Origin of the sequence: Micromonospora sp. DT53, assembly GCF_049841535.1 — a bacterium.
GTDB lineage: Bacteria > Actinomycetota > Actinomycetes > Mycobacteriales > Micromonosporaceae > Micromonospora.
On record NZ_JBNCKM010000002.1, the window covers coordinates 140437 to 158575 of the forward strand.

At 73.2% G+C, this 18139-nt stretch carries 15 protein-coding genes; 12 read left to right on the plus strand and 3 right to left on the minus strand.

The genetic code is table 11. The annotated features are described in order from the left end of the window. The first annotated feature begins 167 nt into the window (after nucleotides 1–167). Nucleotides 168–2237, plus strand: a complete 2070-nt coding sequence (locus ACLQ3B_RS06510) for a protein kinase domain-containing protein (RefSeq protein ID WP_425778278.1) — start codon at nucleotides 168–170, stop codon at nucleotides 2235–2237. A gap of 48 nt (nucleotides 2238–2285) precedes the next feature. Continuing rightward, on the plus strand, nucleotides 2286–4010 hold the full coding sequence (locus tag ACLQ3B_RS06515) for a phospho-sugar mutase (RefSeq protein ID WP_425778280.1): 1725 nt from the start codon (nucleotides 2286–2288) through the stop codon (nucleotides 4008–4010). 175 nt (nucleotides 4011–4185) lie between these two features. Here the strand turns inward: ACLQ3B_RS06515 and ACLQ3B_RS06520 are convergent, their stop codons facing one another. Both ACLQ3B_RS06520 and upp read right to left on the minus strand, forming a co-directional pair. Next, on the minus strand, nucleotides 4186–4863 hold the full coding sequence (locus tag ACLQ3B_RS06520; protein ID WP_425778282.1) for a GOLPH3/VPS74 family protein: 678 nt from the start codon (nucleotides 4861–4863) through the stop codon (nucleotides 4186–4188). Between the two features lie 75 nt (nucleotides 4864–4938). Further along, nucleotides 4939–5571 (minus strand): uracil phosphoribosyltransferase, encoded by a 633-nt coding sequence (gene upp / locus ACLQ3B_RS06525; RefSeq protein ID WP_425778284.1) that lies wholly within the window; start codon nucleotides 5569–5571, stop codon nucleotides 4939–4941. 133 nt (nucleotides 5572–5704) lie between these two features. On the opposite strand from upp, the gene deoC reads away from it, so the two are divergent. The 10 genes from deoC to ACLQ3B_RS06575 all read left to right on the plus strand — a co-directional run bounded on the left by deoC (nucleotide 5705) and on the right by ACLQ3B_RS06575 (nucleotide 17620). Further along, on the plus strand, nucleotides 5705–6664 hold the full coding sequence (gene deoC, locus ACLQ3B_RS06530; RefSeq protein WP_425778286.1) for a deoxyribose-phosphate aldolase: 960 nt from the start codon (nucleotides 5705–5707) through the stop codon (nucleotides 6662–6664). Nucleotides 6665–6670: 6 nt separating this feature from the next. Then, the gene (locus tag ACLQ3B_RS06535) at nucleotides 6671–8101 is read left to right on the plus strand and encodes an aldehyde dehydrogenase family protein (protein ID WP_425778288.1); all 1431 of its coding nucleotides are present in this window, start codon (nucleotides 6671–6673) and stop codon (nucleotides 8099–8101) included. Next, the gene (locus ACLQ3B_RS06540) at nucleotides 8094–8918 is read left to right on the plus strand and encodes an aldehyde dehydrogenase family protein (RefSeq protein ID WP_425778290.1); all 825 of its coding nucleotides are present in this window, start codon (nucleotides 8094–8096) and stop codon (nucleotides 8916–8918) included. Before ACLQ3B_RS06535 ends, ACLQ3B_RS06540 begins: the two co-directional genes overlap by 8 nt. Nucleotides 8919–9392: 474 nt before the next feature. Beyond that, nucleotides 9393–9866: a BlaI/MecI/CopY family transcriptional regulator gene (locus ACLQ3B_RS06545; RefSeq protein WP_425778292.1), complete on the plus strand. Its 474-nt coding sequence runs from the start codon at nucleotides 9393–9395 to the stop codon at nucleotides 9864–9866. Between the two features lie 10 nt (nucleotides 9867–9876). After that, nucleotides 9877–10782, plus strand: coding sequence for a M56 family metallopeptidase (locus ACLQ3B_RS06550; protein ID WP_425778294.1), 906 nt, complete (start codon nucleotides 9877–9879; stop codon nucleotides 10780–10782). Nucleotides 10783–11138: 356 nt separating this feature from the next. After that, complete coding sequence (locus ACLQ3B_RS06555) at nucleotides 11139–12392, plus strand: cytochrome ubiquinol oxidase subunit I (RefSeq protein ID WP_425778296.1); 1254 nt, start codon at nucleotides 11139–11141, stop codon at nucleotides 12390–12392. A gap of 17 nt (nucleotides 12393–12409) precedes the next feature. Then, the gene (locus tag ACLQ3B_RS06560; protein WP_425778298.1) at nucleotides 12410–13417 is read left to right on the plus strand and encodes a cytochrome d ubiquinol oxidase subunit II; all 1008 of its coding nucleotides are present in this window, start codon (nucleotides 12410–12412) and stop codon (nucleotides 13415–13417) included. Continuing rightward, nucleotides 13414–15090, plus strand: coding sequence for a thiol reductant ABC exporter subunit CydD (cydD, locus tag ACLQ3B_RS06565; RefSeq protein WP_425778300.1), 1677 nt, complete (start codon nucleotides 13414–13416; stop codon nucleotides 15088–15090). The genes ACLQ3B_RS06560 and cydD overlap by 4 nt, the downstream gene beginning before the upstream one ends. Then, on the plus strand, nucleotides 15087–16877 hold the full coding sequence (cydC, locus tag ACLQ3B_RS06570; protein ID WP_425778302.1) for a thiol reductant ABC exporter subunit CydC: 1791 nt from the start codon (nucleotides 15087–15089) through the stop codon (nucleotides 16875–16877). The genes cydD and cydC overlap by 4 nt, the downstream gene beginning before the upstream one ends. Nucleotides 16878–16945: 68 nt before the next feature. After that, entirely contained in the window at nucleotides 16946–17620 is a 675-nt protein-coding gene (locus tag ACLQ3B_RS06575; RefSeq protein WP_425778304.1) for a permease prefix domain 1-containing protein, read from the plus strand. A 21-nt stretch (nucleotides 17621–17641) separates the two neighbouring features. Here the strand turns inward: ACLQ3B_RS06575 and ACLQ3B_RS06580 are convergent, their stop codons facing one another. Then, a complete protein-coding gene (locus tag ACLQ3B_RS06580; protein WP_425778306.1) occupies nucleotides 17642–17980 on the minus strand; it encodes a PadR family transcriptional regulator in 339 nt (112 codons plus the stop codon). Between the last annotated feature and the right edge of the window lie 159 nt (nucleotides 17981–18139).

Consider the following 18139-nt stretch of genomic DNA (forward strand, 5'->3'; position numbering starts at 1 on the left):
GGATACCGCACAGTGCGTCCCGACCGGTCGACAGCAGGTGAACGACGGGGCACTTTCTGTCGACTTCGATAAACGTCCGTCGCGTCGGCTTTCGCATCGGGCGTCGGAACCAGCAAGATAGGGGGGTTGTGTCCCAGCCCCCCTCGATTTCCCCCGGTGGCTTTTCTGTGACTCAGATCCCGACGTGGAGCGGCGGACCAGTCAGTCCCGCCAACGGACGAGCGGCGCCCGGCACCACAATTGGTGGCCGGTACTCGCTGCGGTCCTCGGTGGGCAACGGCGGCATGGGCACGGTGTGGCGCGCCACAGACACCCTGCTGCGCCGTGACGTGGCGGTGAAGGAGGTCGTCCTGCCCCCCGGGCTGGCCCCCAGCGACCGCGACGCGATGTACGAACGCACCCTGCGCGAGGCCCGCGCCGCCGCCGCCATCCAGCACCCCGCTGTGGTGCAGGTGTACGACGTGGTCACCGAGGCCGGCCGGCCGTGGATCGTGATGGAGCTGCTGGACGCCCGCAGCCTCGCCGACATGGTGATCGAGGACGGGCCGGTCGCGCCCCGCACCGTCGCCAAGATCGGCATCGCGCTGCTCGGCGCGTTGGAGGTCGCGCACGCGATCGGCGTGCTGCACCGCGACGTCAAACCGGCGAACGTGCTGATCTGCACCGACGGGCGCTGCGTGCTGACCGACTTCGGGGTCGCCCGGATGCCCACCGACGTGCAGCTCACCACCCCCGGCATGGTGCTCGGCTCGCCGCACTTCATCTCGCCCGAGCGGGCCATGGGTCAGGAGTTCGGCCCGCCCAGCGACCTGTTCTCGCTGGGCGTGACGCTCTACACCGCGGTCGAGGGGCGGCCGCCGTTCGACAAGGGCGACCCGATCGAGACCATGCACGCCGTGGTGGAGGACCCGCCCGCCCCGCCGCAGCGCAGCGGCCCGCTGACCCGGGTGCTGATGGGTCTGTTGGAGAAGGACCCGGCGCGCCGACTCGACGTGCACACCTCCCGGGCGATGCTGCGCGAGCTGCTCGCCGGCCCGCTGGGCAGCACGGCGACGGCTGTGCACTCGGTCACCGACCCGTACGCCGTGGTGCCGGTGCAGCAGCGCCCCGTGCCCGTTCTCCCGCCGGCGCAGCCGGAGCCGAAGCCGGACAGCCAGATCGGTGGCAAGGCGATGCTGGCCCCCGGTGAGTCCCTGACCGACCGGCTGGCCGCGCTGCGTCGGGGCGAGCGCCCCCAGGCAGCTCGCGCCCCCGGCGCCACCGGTGGGCTCGACGAGACAAGCGCCGACGCGTTGGCCGGTCCGCTGCACACGCCGACCGGCGCGATGCCGGCCCCCGGCCGACCGGTGTCCGGGCGCACCTACGGCGGCAACGCGGACGCCACCCAGCGGGTGGACGCCGGCGGGCACCCCGACGCCACCCAGCGGGTCAGCTACGGCAGCCCGGCCGATGCCACCCAGCAGGTCGGGTACGGCGGCGGGGCACCGGAGGCCACCCAGCGTGTCGGCGGCACCTACGGCGGCGGCAACCAGTGGTCGGTGCCGGGCACCGGCCAGCCCTGGGCGACCGCGCCCGCCGCTTCGGCCGGCAGCCCGATGGACAAGCTCCGGGCCACCGGTGGTCAGCTCGTCACCACTGTCAAGGGCTGGCCGCGCAAGGTGCAGCTCGCCGCGGCCGGCGGTCTGGTCGTCGTGTTGCTGCTCACCGCAGTGGCGCTCTCCAGCGGCGACGACGCACCGCCGAGCACCCCGGCCGCGCAGCCCACCACGTCGTCCGCCCCGGTGGCTCCCACTGTCGAGATGCAGGAGCACACGGCCCGCGGCATCCAGGTCATGGTGCCGAAGGGCTGGAAGAAGGCCACCGGCGGCTCGTACACCGACTACATCGACCCGGCGGACAGCGGCCGCAAGGTTCGCATCATCACCGAGAAGTGGTCCAGCAGCTCCACCCGGTGGGCCGAGACGGCCGAGAACGGCCTCAAGAGCCGGAGCACCTCCTGCGTCAAGCCGTACAACCAGATCGCCTCCACCGAGACGGAGCTGGCCAGCAAGCCGGCAGCGGAATTCGAGTACACCTGCGGTGAGGGTGACGCGATGCGGCACGGCGTCTGGCGGGGCGTGGCGCAGGACGGCAAGGCGTACTCGTTCTACCTCACCGCCACGGACGCCAAGTTCGCGGAGAGCAAGCCGATCTTCGACGAGATGACGCGGACGTTCCAGCTCACCGGAAACGGCTGAGCCGGAGGGAACCCACAGGGGTGATCCGCCGCCGTGCTATCAAGGGGCATGGCGGCGGACACCTCTGACATCGACGACATTCGCGAGCAAGCCCGGCGTTGGCTGGCCGACGACCCCGACCCGGCCAGCCGGGACGAGCTGACGGCGGTGCTCGACGGGCTTCCGGCGAGCGCCCCGGAGCTGGCCGACCGGTTCGCCGGCCCGCTGACCTTCGGCACGGCGGGCCTGCGCGGCCCGCTGCGCGCCGGCCCGAACGGCATGAACCTCGCCGTGGTCACCCAGGCCGCTGCCGGCCTGGTCACCTGGCTCGCGGCCCAGGGTGCCACCGGCCCGCTGGTGATCGGGTACGACGCCCGGCACGGCTCCCGGCAGTTCGCGGAGCGCACCGCCCAGGTGGCCACCGGTGCGGGCCGCCCGGCGCTGCTGCTGCCCCACCCGCTGCCCACCCCGGTGCTGGCGTACGCCGTGCGGCACCTCGGCGGTGTCGCCGGGGTGATGGTCACCGCCAGCCACAACCCTCCGCAGGACAACGGCTACAAGGTCTACCTGGGCGCGGAGCTGGGCGGCGAGTTGGGCGCCGGCGCGCAGATCGTGCCACCCGCCGACGCCGGTATCGAGGCGGCCATCCGATCGGTCGGGCCGCTGACCCAGGTGCCGCTGGGCGAGCCCGGTCAGGTGCTCGGCGACGACCTGGTCGCCTCGTACGTCGAACGGGCCACCGCGGTGATCGACCCGGACGGGCCACGGGACCTGACTGTGGCGTACACCCCGCTGCACGGCGTGGGCGCGGCGGTGCTCACCGCCGCCTTCGCCCGCGCCGGTTTCCCGACCCCCGGTGTGGTGCCCGACCAGGCCGAGCCGGACCCGGCGTTCCCCACCGTGTCGTTCCCCAACCCGGAGGAGCCGGGTGCGGTGGACCGGCTGATCGCCCTGGCCGACTCCACCGGGGCGGACCTCGCCATCGCCAACGACCCGGACGCCGACCGTTGCGCGGTGGTCGTCCGCGACGGCATGCGGCCAGCGAGTGCGAGGAGTGAGCTTGCGAGCCCCGCAGTCGCGAGCGAAGACAGATACGGCTGGCGGATGCTGCGCGGCGACGAGGTGGGCGTCCTGCTCGCCGACCACCTGATGCGCCGCGGGGTGACCGGGCTCTACGCCACCACAATCGTGTCGTCGTCACTGCTGCGGGCGATGTGCGCGGCCCGGGGCCTGCCCTACGACGAGACCCTGACCGGCTTCAAGTGGATCGTGCGGGCCGGCGGCGGGAGCGCTCCGCTGGTCTTCGGCTACGAGGAGGCGCTCGGCTACTGCGTCGCCCCGGAACACGTCCGGGACAAGGACGGCATCACCGCCGCGCTGACCGTGGCGGAGCTGGCGGCCGGCCTGAAGACGCAGGGCCGTACGCTTACCGACCGGCTGGACGAGCTGGCCGCCGAGTTCGGCGTGCACCACACCGACCAGCTCTCCGTCCGGGTGGACGACCTGCGGGTCATCGCCGATGCGATGGCCCGGATCCGGGCCGACACCCCGGCCACCCTGCTCGGGCAGCCGGTGGACAGCGTCCGGGACCTGCTGCCCGAGTCGGACGTGGTGATCCTGCGGACTGCTGTGGCCCGGGTGGTGATCCGCCCGTCCGGGACCGAGCCGAAGCTCAAGGCGTACCTCGAGGTGGTGGAGCCGGTGCCCGACGGCGACGTCGCCGGTGCCCGCGCCTGTGCGCAGTCGGCGATCGCTCGGCTGCGCACCGAGATGGCAGCGGCCCTGGGGCTCTGACCGGCGGGCCGGGCCGGGCCCGACCCCGGCCATCCGCTCCCTGCGTCTCCTTTGCTCTGCTTCAACCCACGCTACGAAAACGGGCCGGAACTGTTGCCTCCGTTGAAGCAGAGCAAAGGACGCAAGCAGCAGGGGCGGACGCCTGGTCGCACCCTGGGCGGATCGCCGCGCGAGGTCAGCGGCGCGGGCCGAGAGCCTGGTCGACCGCCGTGGCCAGGGCGGCGACGACCAGGCCGACCGACGGCCGGACCACCGAGTCGTCGGTGCTCACCTCGCCGGAGAAGCCGGCGCCGGTGGCAATCTCGGTCAACCGGCGGCGGGCGTCGGCGGCGGCCTCGCCGCTCACCCCGAGCGCGGACTCCATCCGCAGCACCACGACCAGGGTGGCCAGCGCGGCGGTCCGCTCGTCCGGGGCGGCCGCGCCGGTCAGCGCCTCGGCCAGCCGCTGCCGGGTCTCCGCCTCGACGGAGGAGTCCATGACCGGGTAGCGGTGCACGTGGATGAAGCCCAACTCCGTCTCGTCGACGTCCCGGACGACGCCCTGCCGGCACAGGTCCGCGAGGATCCGGTCGCGCAGGCCGTGCCGCAGGCGCTGCACCCAGGACGCCGGGGTGTGCGGAGTGTCGGCGGCGATCCGGCTGAGGACGTCGTCGCTGAACGGTTCGCCGGTCGGCGTCGGGTCGATCACCGTCAGGGATCCGTCGGCGTACGCGATCCGGCCGGCCAGGGCCAGCTCGACCAGCACCGCGGCGGCCATGCCCAGATCCAGGCTGATCCGCGGCATGGTCGCCTTGCCGGTCGTGTCGTCGTAGGCGAGGAGCAGCAGCTCCTCGGCGAGCGCAACACCAGTCATGGCCGAGAACGGTAGCGGGTCCGCGCACCAACGCGCACGGACCCGCCGGACCCGGCACCGACCGGGGTGGTCGCCTCAGAACCGGGGCATGCCACCGAACTGACGGTCACCGGCGTCGCCGAGCCCGGGGACGATGAACATGCGCTCGTTGAGCCCCTCGTCGATCGAGGCCGTGACCAGGCGCAACGGCAGGCCGGAGCGCTCCAGCCGCTCGATGCCGACCGGGGCGGCGAGCACACAGAGCACGGTGATGTCGGTGCAGCCGCGGTCGGCCAGCAGCCGACAGGAGTGCTCCAGCGAACCACCGGTGGCCAGCATCGGGTCCAGCACCAGCACCGGCAGCCCGGCCAGGTCGCGCGGCAGCGACTCCATGTACGCGCGCGGCTCGTAGGTCACCTCGTCGCGGGCCAGGCCCACGAAACCCATCGACGACTCGGGCAGCAGGCTCAACGCGGCGTCCGCCATGCCCAGGCCGGCCCGCAGCACCGGGACCAGCAGCGGCGGGTTGGCCAGCCGGGTGCCCTCGGTGCCGGTGACCGGCGTCTGCACCGGGTACCGCTCGACGGGGAAGGTGCGCGCCGCCTCGTACACCAGCATGGTGGTCAGTTCGTGCAGCGCCGCCCGGAACGTCGAGGAATCGGTGCGCGCGTCCCGCATGGCGGTCAACCTCGACTGGGCCAGCGGGTGGTCAATGACGTGTACGTCCACGATCGCTCAACCTACCGGTCCGTAGCGCGCGGCGGTGCGGGTGCCGCCGGACCAGGGACGCCGCTCACGTCGGAGCAGCACCGAGCGCTCGTGAGCAAGATCACTCGGCGGTCCGGTGCGTAGACTTCTCGGCATGACGGCGACAACGACGTCGGCCCGGTCGGAGCTCTCCGAGCTGGGACGATCCGAGACCGCTCTGCGGACCTTCCTGCACGGCCTGCCCGGCGTGGACCAGGTCGGCGCGGAGCAACGGGCGGCACAACTCGGCACCCGCTCCATCAAGACCACCGCCAAGGCCCAGGCGATCGACCTGGCGATCCGGATGGTCGATTTGACCACCCTGGAAGGGGCGGACACCCCGGGCAAGGTGCGCGCGCTCGCCGCGAAGGCCCTGCGCCCGGACCCGGCCGACCCGTCCTGCCCACACGTCGGCGCGGTCTGCGTCTACCCGGCGATGGTCCCCTACGTGGCCGAGGTGCTGCGCGGCAGTGACGTGCACCTGGCCAGCGTGGCGACCGCGTTCCCGTCGGGTCAGGCGCCGTTGGAGATCAAGCTGGCCGACACCCGGGCCGCCGTCGCGGCCGGCGCCGACGAGATCGACATGGTGATCAACCGGGGCGCGTTCCTGGCCGGGCGGTACAAGGAGGTCTACGACGAGATCGTGGCCACCAAGGAAGCCTCCGGGGACGCCCACCTCAAGGTGATCCTGGAGACCGGCGAGCTGGCCACCTACGACAACGTCCGGCGGGCCTCCTGGCTGGCCATGCTGGCCGGCGGCGACTTCATCAAGACCTCCACCGGCAAGGTCCCGGTCGCGGCGACGATGCCGGTGACCCTGGTGATGCTGGAAGCGGTCCGCGACTTCCGCGAGGCGACCGGGCGGCAGGTGGGCGTGAAGCCCGCCGGTGGCATCAAGACCACCAAGGACGCGATCAAGTACCTGGTGATGGTCAACGAGACCGTCGGCCCGGACTGGCTCGACCCGGACTGGTTCCGCTTCGGCGCGTCCAGCCTGCTCAACGACCTGCTGATGCAGCGCACCAAGCTGACGACCGGCACCTACTCCGGTCCCGACTACTTCACCCTGGACTGATAGCCGATGTTCGAATACGCCCCCGCCCCCGAGTCCCGCTCGGTGGTGGACCTCAAACCCTCGTACGGGCTGTTCATCGACGGCGCGTTCGTCGACCCGACCGACGGTGGCAGCTTCAAGTCGATCAACCCCGCCTCCGAGGAGGTGCTGGCCGAGGTCGCCGAAGCCGGCGCCCAGGACGTGGAGCGCGCGGTGCGCGCCGCCCGGAAGGCGTACGAAAAGGTCTGGGGTCCCATGCCCGGCCGCGACCGGGCGAAGTACCTGTACCGGATCGCCCGGCTGATCCAGGAGCGCTCCCGCGAGCTGGCCGTCCTGGAGTCACTGGACAACGGCAAGCCGATCCGGGAGAGCCGCGACGTCGACCTGCCGCTGGTCGCCGCGCACTTCTTCTACTACGCCGGCTGGGCCGACAAGCTGGAGCACGCCGGGTTCGGCGCCGACCCGCAGCCGATCGGCGTGGCCGCGCAGGTCATTCCGTGGAACTTTCCGCTGCTCATGCTGGCCTGGAAGATCGCCCCGGCGCTCGCCGCGGGCAACACGGTGGTGCTGAAGCCGGCCGAGACCACCCCGCTGACCGCGTTGCTCTTCGCGGAGATCTGCCAGCAGGCCGACCTGCCGGCCGGTGTGGTCAACATCCTCACCGGCGCCGGCGACACCGGTCGCGCGCTTGTCGAGCACCCCGGCGTGGACAAGGTGGCCTTCACCGGCTCCACCGAGGTGGGCCGGGCCATCGCCCGGTCGATCGCCGGCACCCGCAAGAAGCTCACCCTGGAACTGGGCGGCAAGGCCGCCAACATCGTCTTCGACGACGCACCCGTCGACCAGGCCGTCGAGGGCATCGTCAACGGCATCTTCTTCAACCAGGGGCACGTCTGCTGCGCCGGCTCCCGACTGCTGGTCCAGGAGAACGTGGCCGACCGGGTGCTGGAGTCGCTGAAGCGACGGATGGCCCAGCTCCGCGTCGGCGACCCGCTGGACAAGAACACCGACGTCGGCGCGATCAACTCGGCCGCCCAGCTGGAGCGGATCCGCGAGCTGTCCGACGCCGGCTCGGCCGAGGGCGCCGAGCGCTGGTCACCGCCGTGCGACCTGCCCGACCGGGGCTTCTGGTTCGCGCCGACCATCTTCACGGGCGTCACCCAGGCACACCGCATCGCCCGCGAGGAGATCTTCGGGCCGGTGCTGTCGGTGCTCACCTTCCGCACCCCGGCCGAGGCGGTGGAGAAGGCCAACAACACGCCGTACGGGCTGTCGGCCGGGATCTGGAGCGACAAGGGCTCCCGGATCCTGTGGATGGCCGACCGGCTGCGCGCCGGCGTCGTCTGGGCCAACACCTTCAACAAGTTCGACCCCACCTCGCCGTTCGGTGGGTACAAGGAGTCGGGCTACGGTCGCGAGGGCGGCCGGCACGGGCTGGAGGGCTACCTCAATGTCTGAGCGGGTCGCGGTACGCAAGACGTACAAGCTCTTCATCGGCGGGAAGTTCCCGCGCAGCGAGTCGGGACGGTCGTATCTCGTGCAGTCCTCGAATGTGTCACTGGCCTCCCGCAAGGACGCCCGGGACGCGGTGGTCGCCGCCCGCGCCGCCGTCAAGGGCTGGGCCGGCGCGACCGCGTACAACCGGGGTCAGATCCTCTACCGGGCCGCCGAGATGCTGGAGGGCCGCCGCGAGCAGTTCGTCGCCCTGGGCATCCCCGGCGACGAGGTGGACGCCGCGGTCGACCGCTGGGTCTGGTACGCCGGCTGGGCCGACAAGCTCGCCCAGGTGTACGGCGGGGCCAACCCGGTCGCCGGCCCCTACTTCAACATCTCCGCGCCCGAGCCGACAGGCGTGGTCGCGGTGGTCGCCCCGGAGCGCCCGGCGCTGCTCGGCCTGGTCAGCGTGATTGCCCCGGCGATCGTCACCGGCAACACGGTGGTGGTGGCCGCCTCCCCGAGCGAGCCCCTGGCGGCGGTGACGCTGGCCGAGGTGCTGGCCACCTCCGACCTGCCCGGTGGTGTGGTCAACATCCTCACCGGCGCGATCACCGAGACCGCGCCGACGTTGGCGGCGCACATGGACGTCAACGCGATCGACCTGACCGGGGTGACCGACACCGCGCTCGCCACCGACCTGGAGGTCAAGGCGGCGGAGAACCTGAAGCGGGTCCTCCGGCCGGCTCCGGCCGACCACGACTGGTCGGTCGACCCGGGGGTGGCGCCGATGACCGCGCTGTTGGAGACGAAGACGGTGTGGCATCCCAAGGGGGTGTGATCGTCTTAGCTCGGCCTTGGGGTTTTCCGGGGGAGCCCGCCGACTCCGGGCGGTCAGGCTTGATCCCTGCGTGGGCGGGCTCCCCCGGAAAACCTGACGTGGGCCGGGTTCGTCGGGTGAGTCAGCTCAGAGGTACCGCCTCGGGTCGGGTTGCCGGTCAGCGGGGCATCGCCCCCGGCTCACCGGCCCTCCCCCGCACCGCCCAAGCCCCGCTGAACCGCTGACCCGGATCCGCCGGCGGTGCCAGGTCAGGATCCGCGCAACGTCAGGGTTGTTGCTGCCTCCCGCGCGCCCGAGGCAGCAACAACCCTGTTCTTGTCCGGATCTTGACCGGTGCCGCCGGTCCTGGCTGGTTGGCGGGGTGTTTGATCTCCGTCCAGCCGGTCGACCTCATGATCACCGCTGGGGTGGGGTGGGACGGGGTGGGGACGGCTGGGTCGGTGGGGGGTCTACTACCGGGGGTAGGATTGGCTTGTGACTCGGTTGGGCGATCTTGAGCGTGCGGTGATGGACGTGCTGTGGGACGTGGTTCCCGGCACGTCGGACGGTGTGACCGTGCGCGAGGTGGCCGACGCGCTCGATGGCCGCGAGCTGGCGTACACCACGGTCATGACCGTGCTGGACCGGCTCGCCGGCAAGGGCATGGTGCAACGGGAGCGGGAGGGTCGGGCCTGGCGGTACCGGCCGGCGGCCAGCCGCGAGGCGCACATCGCCCAACTCATGCTCGACGCCCTCGACCTGGGTGGCAGCCGGGACGCCGCGCTGGTGCGGTTCGCCCGCTCGGTGACCGGCACCGAGGCCGAGGTGCTGCGGGCGGCCCTGGGCAGCGAGGCCGGCCTGACCGGGCCGGGCTCCACCGGCGGCGACGCGGTCGGGGCCGACGCCCTGACCGATCGGGTGGACGGGCCGGCGGGCCGACGGCCCGCCGGCGAGGCAGCGGAGCGGTAGGGCACACGCCATGGCCTACGCCGTGCATTTCGCCGCCACGATGCTGGCCTGCTATCTGACCGCCCAGGTGCTGGCCCGCTCCACCTGGACGTGGCGCAGCCCTCGGGTGGCGATCGTCTGCTGGCAGGCCGTCGGGCTGGCACTGGGCCTGTCGGCGATGGGCCTGCCGATGGCGCTCGGGTTGAGCGCGTACGACCGGTCGACCGGTGGCGCACTGCTCGCCCTGGCCAACGACCTCGCCCACGGCGCCCTGCCGATCGGGGTGGGCACGTTCCACCTGGCCGGCGTCGGCGTGGGCTTCGGCATCGGAGCGGTGCTGGTCACGACGACCGTCCGCAGCATCCACGGCACCGTACGCGCCCAGCGTCGCCACCGGGACCTGCTCTCCCTGGTCGCCCGGAACGACCCGGCGGCGCCGGGCGCGCTGGTGCTGGATCATCCGAGCGCCGCCGCGTACTGCCTGCCAGGCGTGAAGCCGCAGGTGGTGGTCAGCGCCGGCACCCTGAGCCTGTTGGACCGAGCCGAGCTGGCCGCGGTGCTCAGCCACGAGCGCGCGCACGCCCACGAGCGGCACGACCTGGTGCTGCTGCCGTTCACCGCGCTGTGCCGGGCGCTGCCGTGGTTCGGCTGGGTGCGCGACGCGCACGAGCGGGTCGCCCTGCTGGTCGAGATGCGCGCCGACGACAAGGCCCGCGAGCTGCACGCCGAGGCCCCCCTGGCGGGGGCACTGCGCCGGTTCGCCGCCGCCGGGCACCGGATCACCCCGGCCGGCGCGCTGGGCATGGGCGACCGGGATCTCGACGTACGGGTGCAGCGCCTACTGGTCAGCGACCGGCCGCCCCGGGTGCTCGGTGCCGCCGCCCTCGCGGTCGCCACCACACTTGTCGCCCTCCCGGTCACCCTCTTCCTGAGCTGACAGGCACAAGGCGCCGCTGCGCCAAGCGGCAGACCCGCGCGGCAGCGCAGCCCCGCGCACGCCTCCTCGCAAGATCGCACTCGATCCAGGATCGAGGGGCACCCCGGTGCCGCGAGACCACTACATCCAGGTCAACGCCGTCGCGTTCGGCGGAACCGCTGCCCGCCAACCGGCACCAGGAACCACGTCGCCGATCATGGACTTGTGCTGGGCAACAAAACGCCCGTAAATCGACCTTCCTCCAGTACTACGTGGCGTAGTACCTTTGTCTACGACAGGGCGTAGTAGGCAGACATGTAGTGATGCTACGTGTAGGGTGGCTACGACAAGGGACCCAACGCTTTGGAGGGCTGGTCATGGACACCCTGCTCCTCGCCCGCCTGCAGTTCGCCACCACCACCTCGATCCACTTTCTGTTCGTGGTCGTCACGCTCGGTCTGGTCACCCTGCTGGTCGGCATGCAGACCGCCTGGGTGCTCACCGGCAACCCGAAGTGGGAGCGGCTGACCCGCTACTGGGGTCAGCTCTACGTGATCAACTACGTGCTGGGCATCGCCACCGGGATCGTGATGGAGTTCCAGTTCGGGCTGAACTGGAGTGGCCTGTCGCGCTACGTCGGCAACGTCTTCGGAGCGCCCCTGGCCATCGAGACGCTCGTGGCGTTCTTCCTGGAGTCCACGTTCCTCGGGATGTGGATCTTCGGCTGGCACCGACTCGGCAAGGGCGTCCACCTCGCGCTGCTCTGGGGCGTGGCGATCACCGCGTACGCCTCGGCGTTCTGGATCATGGTGGCCAACTCCTGGCTGCAGAACCCGGTCGGTTACGAGGTCCGCGACGGGATCGCCCACCTCACCGACTTCGGCGCGCTGCTCACCAACCCCAGCCTCGGCATGGCCTTCGGGCACGTGGTCTCGGCAGCGCTGCTGGTCGGCGGGATGCTGATGGCGGCGGTCAGCGCCGGGCACCTGATTCGGCGTACCCCGGACTTCGCGCTCTTCCGCACCTCACTACGGATCGGTCTGGTCACCGCGGCACTGGCCATCACGATGGTGCAGGGTTTCGGTTTCGCCCAGTTCGGCCCGGTGGGCACGGTGCAGCCGACCAAGTTCGGCGGCGACAACCCGGAGAGCCGGGCGCTGATCGCCGAGTGGACCACCCGCTTCGGCCCCGGCGACTACACCCCGCCGGTGCTGGCCAGCGTCGGGTTGGGCTTCATGATCTTGATCGGCTTCACCCTGGGCTGCGTCTGGTTGCTGCTGCCCCTGCTCTTCCGGGACTGGATCATCCGACTGCGCTTCCCGCTCTGGCTGATCCTGCTCGCCCTGCCGCTGCCGTTCGTCGCCGTGATCCTCGGCTGGATCTCCCGGGAGGTCGGCCGTCAACCCTGGGTGGCGTACGGGCTGCTCCCCACCGAGCAGGCCGTCTCCCCGGTCGGCGCGCCACTGATGCTCGCCTCGCTGATCGGGTTCAGCCTGCTGCTGGGCGCCCTCGCCGTCACCAACTGGGTGCTGCTCGCCCGGCACGCCAGACGCGGCGCGGCCGACCCGGCGCTCGGCCGCCCACCGGCACCGCCCAGCGAGCCGGCCCACCCCGAACCCGTCCTCATCTGAGCACCGAGGAGTAGACCGTGGACCTCGCCTGGTATGCCCTGCTCGGCCTCTTCTTCGCCAGCTACCTGGTGCTCGCCGGCTACGACTACGGTGTCGGGCTGCTGCTCGCCCGGGGCGTCGGTCCGGCCGGGCGGCGGGAGACGCTCACCGCCCTCGGCCCGTTCTTCCTCGGCAACGAGGTCTGGCTGGTGGCCGCCGTGGGCATCCTCTTCGGCGCGTTCCCCCTCCTGGAGGGCGAGTTGCTGGCCGGCTGCTATCCGGTCGTCGTCGGCGCCCTGGCCGGCGTCATCCTGGTCACGGTCGGGGTGCAGCTGCGCAGCCGGCCGAGCGACGAGCGGGTCCGCGCCCGCTGGGACCGCGTGATGGTGATCGGCAGCGCCCTCGCCGCGCTGGGTTGGGGCGCGCTGCTCGCCGCGCTGTTGCAGGGTGTGCCGCTCCAGGCCGACGGGCACGTCGCCGGGGTCACGCACCTGGCCACCCCGTTCGCGGCCGCCGCCGGGCTGGCCATGGTCACCCTGGTCGCGGTGCACGGGGCGACCTTCCTCGCCCTGCGCCTGTCCGCCGAGGCCGCCGCCGTGGTCGGCCGTACGGCCCGCCGGCTGGTGCCGGTAACGCTCACCGCGGTCGCCCTGGCCACCGTCGTGGGCCTGCTCTCCACCCGGGTACGCGACGCCGTGCAGCGGCCGGCGGTGGCCGTACTCCTGCCGGTGCTGCTCGTGGCGGCGCTGCTGGCGGCCCGCGCGGCGCTGACGCGGGGGCGGCCGGGGTGGGCTCTGGTCGCCACCGGCGTGGCCCTGGCGCTGCCGGTGGTGCTGGTCGGAGCCGCTCTCTGGCCCTACGTGCTGGTGTCCACGACCGACCCGGACGCCTCGCTGCGGGTGGCCGACGCCGCCGCCAGCGCCCCGACCCTGCGGCTGCTGGGCTGGGTGGCGCTGCCGCTACTTCCGGCCCTACTAGGCTTCCAGGCGATGTGCTGGTGGGTTTTCCGAGGACGGACCGACGGTAGGGCACCGGTGTACTGGTGAGCCGCCGTCCGTTCGATCCGCGTCTGCTGCGCCGGGTCCCTGCGGCCCGGGGCGATCTCGCCGTGCTCGCGCTCCTCGGGGTGCTGGCCGCCGGGTTGATCGTGGCGCAGGCCACCGCGCTCGCGTCGCTGCTGGCCACCGCGATCGACGGTCGGCTGGATCGACAGGCGCTGGCCGGCTTCGTGGGCGCGGTCGCCGTCCGCTCGGCCCTGGTCTGGGCGCAGGGCACGGTCTCCGCGCGGGTCGCCGCCACGGTCAAGGCCGCGCTGCGGGCCGACCTGCTCGGTGCGGTGGGCCGGCACGGGCCCGGCTGGGTGGCCGGGCAGCGGGCCGGTGAGATCGCCACCCTGGCCGGCCGCGGGTTGGACGCGCTGGACGCGTACTTCACCGGGTACCTGCCACAGCTGGTGCTCAGCGTGACGGTGCCCCTGGCGGTGCTGGCCCGGGTCGTCTTCGCCGACTGGAGCTCGGCGGTGATCATCGCGCTGACCCTGCCGCTGATCCCGGTCTTCGGAGCGCTGCTCGGCTGGCAGGCGCAGGCCGCCACCGAACGGCAGTGGCGGCGACTCGCGCTGCTCGGCGGGCACTTCCTGGACATGGTCGCCGGGCTGCCCACTCTGCGCGCGTTCGGCCGGGCCCGGGCGCAGACCGAGGTGGTGCGCCGGATGGCCGACGGTCACCGCGTGGCCACCATGAAGACGCTGCGGATCGCTTTCCTCTCCGCTTTGGTGCTGGAGTTGGTCGCCACCCTCTCGGTGGCGCTGGTCGCGGTGCCGGTCGGCATCCGGTTGCTCGGCGGCGGGCTGGCCCTGCAGACCGCGCTGCTGGTGTTGCTGCTCACCCCGGAGGCGTACCTGCCGCTGCGGGCCGCCGGCAGCCGCTTCCACGCCAGCATGGAGGGCCTGGCCGCGCTGGACGAGGCACTGACCGTCTCCGCCGCGCCCGCCCCACCCCGGGCCGCCGAGGGCGCGTCCACCCCGCCCGCGCGGGCCGAGATCCGGTTCGAGGGGGTGACCGTGGCGTACGAGCGGACCACCGCGCTGCGCGACGTGACCCTGACCATCCGGCCCGGCGAGCGGATCGCCATCATCGGGCCCAGCGGCGCCGGCAAGAGCACCCTGCTCGGCCTGCTACTCGGCTTCGTGACGCCGACCGGCGGCCGGATCACGGTGGGCGGGGTCGACCTCGCCACCGCCGACCCGGACGCCTGGCGTCGGCAACTCGCCTGGGTGCCGCAGCGGGCGCACCTCTTCGCCGCCTCGCTGGCCGACAACATCCGCCTCGGCGCCCCGGACACCCCGGCCGACGCACTCACCGCCGCCGTGCACGACGCGGCCCTGGACGACGTGGTGGCCGGCCTGCCCGACGGTCTGGACACAGTGCTCGGCGAGCGCGGCCACGGGCTGTCCAGCGGGCAGCGGCAGCGGGTGGCCCTGGCCCGGGCGTTCCTGCGTGCCGCCCCGGTGGTGCTGCTCGACGAACCCACCGCCCGACTCGACACGGCGGCCGAGGCGGTGGTGCTCGACGCCACCCGTCGCCTGGTCGCCGGGCGGACCGCGCTGCTGGTCGCGCACCGACCGGCGCTGCTCGCCGACGCCGACCGGATCCTGCGCGTCGAGGACGGCCGGGTCACCGAGTTGACGCCCGAGCCGACCGGAAAGACCACCCGATGAACAGGGAACACGGGCCGACGGCGGCGGCCGACTCGGCGCCGGCCGGGCGCGCCGCCGCCGAGCGGGCCGTGCTGCGACTGGCCCGCCCGTACCTGGGCCGCCTGGTCGGAGCCGGGCTGCTGGCAGCCGCCACCGAGTTCGCCGGGCTCGCCCTGATGGCCACCGCCACCTGGCTGCTGATGAGCGCCGCCGGCCAGCCTCCGCTGGACCGCCTCACCGTGGCGATCGTCGCGGTCCGGGCGCTGGCGATCAGCCGGGGCGTGTTCCGCTACAGCGAACGGCTCGCCGGGCACGACGCGGTGCTCCGCATGATCACCGACGTGCGGGCCCGGGTCTTCGCCACCCTGGCGGCCCGCCGTGGGCCGGCGCACCGCTCGGGGGACGTGCTGAGCCGCCTGGTCTCCGACGTGGAGGCCGTCCAGGACCTGCTGCTGCGGGTGCTGGTCCCCGGTTCGGCGGCGGCGCTGGTCGGTGTGCTGGCGGTCGCCGTGGCGGCGCTGATCTCACCACCGGCCGCCGGCGCGCTCGCCGTCGGGCTGCTGGTTGCCGGGGTGGCCCTGCCCGCACTGGCCACCGCGGTCACCCGCCGCAGCGCGGCCGAGGTGGCCCCCCTGCGGGGCGCGCTGGCCACCGACGCGATCGACCTCACCCACGGCGCAGCCGACCTGGCCGCCTTCGGGGCGACAGATGTCACGCTGCGCGCCGCCGAGCAGCGCGCCCACCGGCTGGCCCGGCTGGAACGTCGGCTGGCCGCCACCGGGTTCGCGGTGGACGCGGCCGGCGTGCTGACCGCCGGCGTGACCGCCGCGGCGGTGGTGCTGGTCGCGCTCGCCGCCGACGTGTCGGGGGTGCTGGTGGGCGTCCTGGCCGTCGGCGCGCTGGCCGCCGTCGAGGTGACACTGGCGCTGGTCGCGGCGGCCCGACAGTGGACGCAACTGCGGCCCGGGCTGACCCGGGTGGCCGACCTGCTCGACACGGACCCGCCGACCCCGCCGCCCGCGAACGGCCCCACGGACCTGACCGGCCCGCACGAGCTGCGCCTCGTCGACGTGACAGTGCGATACCGGGCCGGCGCGGCGCCCGCCCTGGACGACGTCAGCCTGGACCTGCCGCCGGGACGCCGGATCGCGGTCGTCGGCCCGAGTGGCGCCGGCAAGAGCACCCTGGCCGCCGTGCTGACCGGCGCCGTCCGGCCCGCGTCCGGCCGGGTGACCCTGGACGGTCACGACCTCTCGGCGTACGCCGAGGAGGCGCTGCCCCGCGCGGTCGGCGGGCTGTTGGCCGAGGCGTACGTCTTCCACGCCACGGTGCGGGAGAACCTGCTGCTCGGGCGCGCCGGGGCAGGCGAGGAGGAGCTGACCGGAGCCACCGCCGCCGCCGGCCTCCTGGACTGGGTCCACGCCCAGCCGGCAGGCTGGGACACGCTCGTCGGCGAGGAGGGCGGGCAGCTCTCCGGCGGGCAGCGGCAGCGACTGGCGCTCGCCCGGGCCCTGCTGGCCGCGCCGCCGGTGCTGGTGCTCGACGAGCCCACCGAAGGTCTGGACCCGGCCGCCGCGGACGCGGTGCTCGCGTCCGCCCTCGCCGCCACCCCCGCCGGGCACTCGGTGCTGCTGATCAGCCACCGACTCAGCGGTCTGGCCGAGCTGGACGAGATCGTGGTCCTGGACGGCGGCAGGGTGACCCAGCGCGGTCGGCACGCCGAACTGGTCGCCGTTCCGGGCTGGTACCGGGACCAGTGGTTGCTCCAGGCCGCGGCCGAACGGGGTTACCTGGCGCTCGCCCCCTGACCGGCCTCGGGGACGGACCAGGGTTCTCCCGGACGTCGACCCGTCGGAGTCCGTGGCAGGGTGGTGCCATGGCGCGTGCTGAGGATGTGTTGGTCGACGAGCACCTGCGGGATCTGGGCGCTCGGTTGCAGGGGCCGGCGCGACTCAAGTCCGAGCTGCTGACCGAGGCCCGGCACGGGCTGCTGGACGCCGTCGAGGCGTACCGCGAGAGCGGGGTGCCGCCCACCGAGGCGCAGCGCCGGGCGGTGGCCGAGTTCGGCTCGCCGGCGCAGCTGCTCCCCTCCTGGCAGGCCGAGCTGGCGGTGGCCGCCCTGCGTGGGCTCTCCCTGCGGATGCTCGCTGTCGCCGGCGTGGGCGTGGCCGCCGGCGATCTGACCTGGCGCGGGGCGAGCTGGAGTGGCGGCCCGCGCCCCCCGGCCGGCTACCTGTTGCTCTCCAACTCGGTCGACTGGGTCTGGATGAGCGCGCTGCTGCTCTCGGTGGCGGGCCTGCTGGTGGTCTGGGTCAGCGCGCGGGCCCCTCGGCCGAGCCTGGCCCTGGCGCAACGCGCGGTGGGCGCCGGCCTGACCGGCCTGCTGGCCCTCGCCATGCTCACCGGCTGCGCCCTCTTCACCTGGTCCCTCAACCTCTGGGACGCGGCGCTGCGCTGGCCCCCGATGATCATCGGGGGCGTGCTGGTGGGCGGCGGATACTTCTCGCTGACCCGCGCGGCGCGCGGCTGGTTCCGGGCCACCGTCCGCTGATCGGCGGCCGACCCGAGAGGGTCAGGCCGGGGTGGGCGGGCTGCCGGGGTCGAGGAACCGGCCGACGGTCACCTGGAACTCGCGCCAACCGGCGCGCTCCCCGGCCAGCGCCCGCCTGCCGGAGTCGGTGAGCTGGTAAGTCCGCCGTTCCCGGCCGCTGACCGTGCTCCAGGTGCTCGCCACGTGGCCGGCGCGTTCCAGGCGACGGAGTGCCGGATAGATGGTGCCGGTGGGTAGGTCCAGATTGCCGTCGCTGCGGGCACGCAGCGCCTCGATGATCGCGTAGCCGTGCAGCGCGCCCTGTTCGAGAACGGCGAGCAGCAGAGCGTCGAGATGGCCGTGCAGCGCCTGGGCCTTCATGCGTAGCTACGCTACTTGTCGAACGGCCGCTTCGCCAGCGGTGAGCACCAGCAGGTCGGACCCGTGCGTCAACCGGCCACCGGGGTGCGGGCATCGGTCACCCAGGGCCGCCGACTAGGGTATGTGCCCAGAGTCACTCGCCGGTCAGAGACCCCGGTG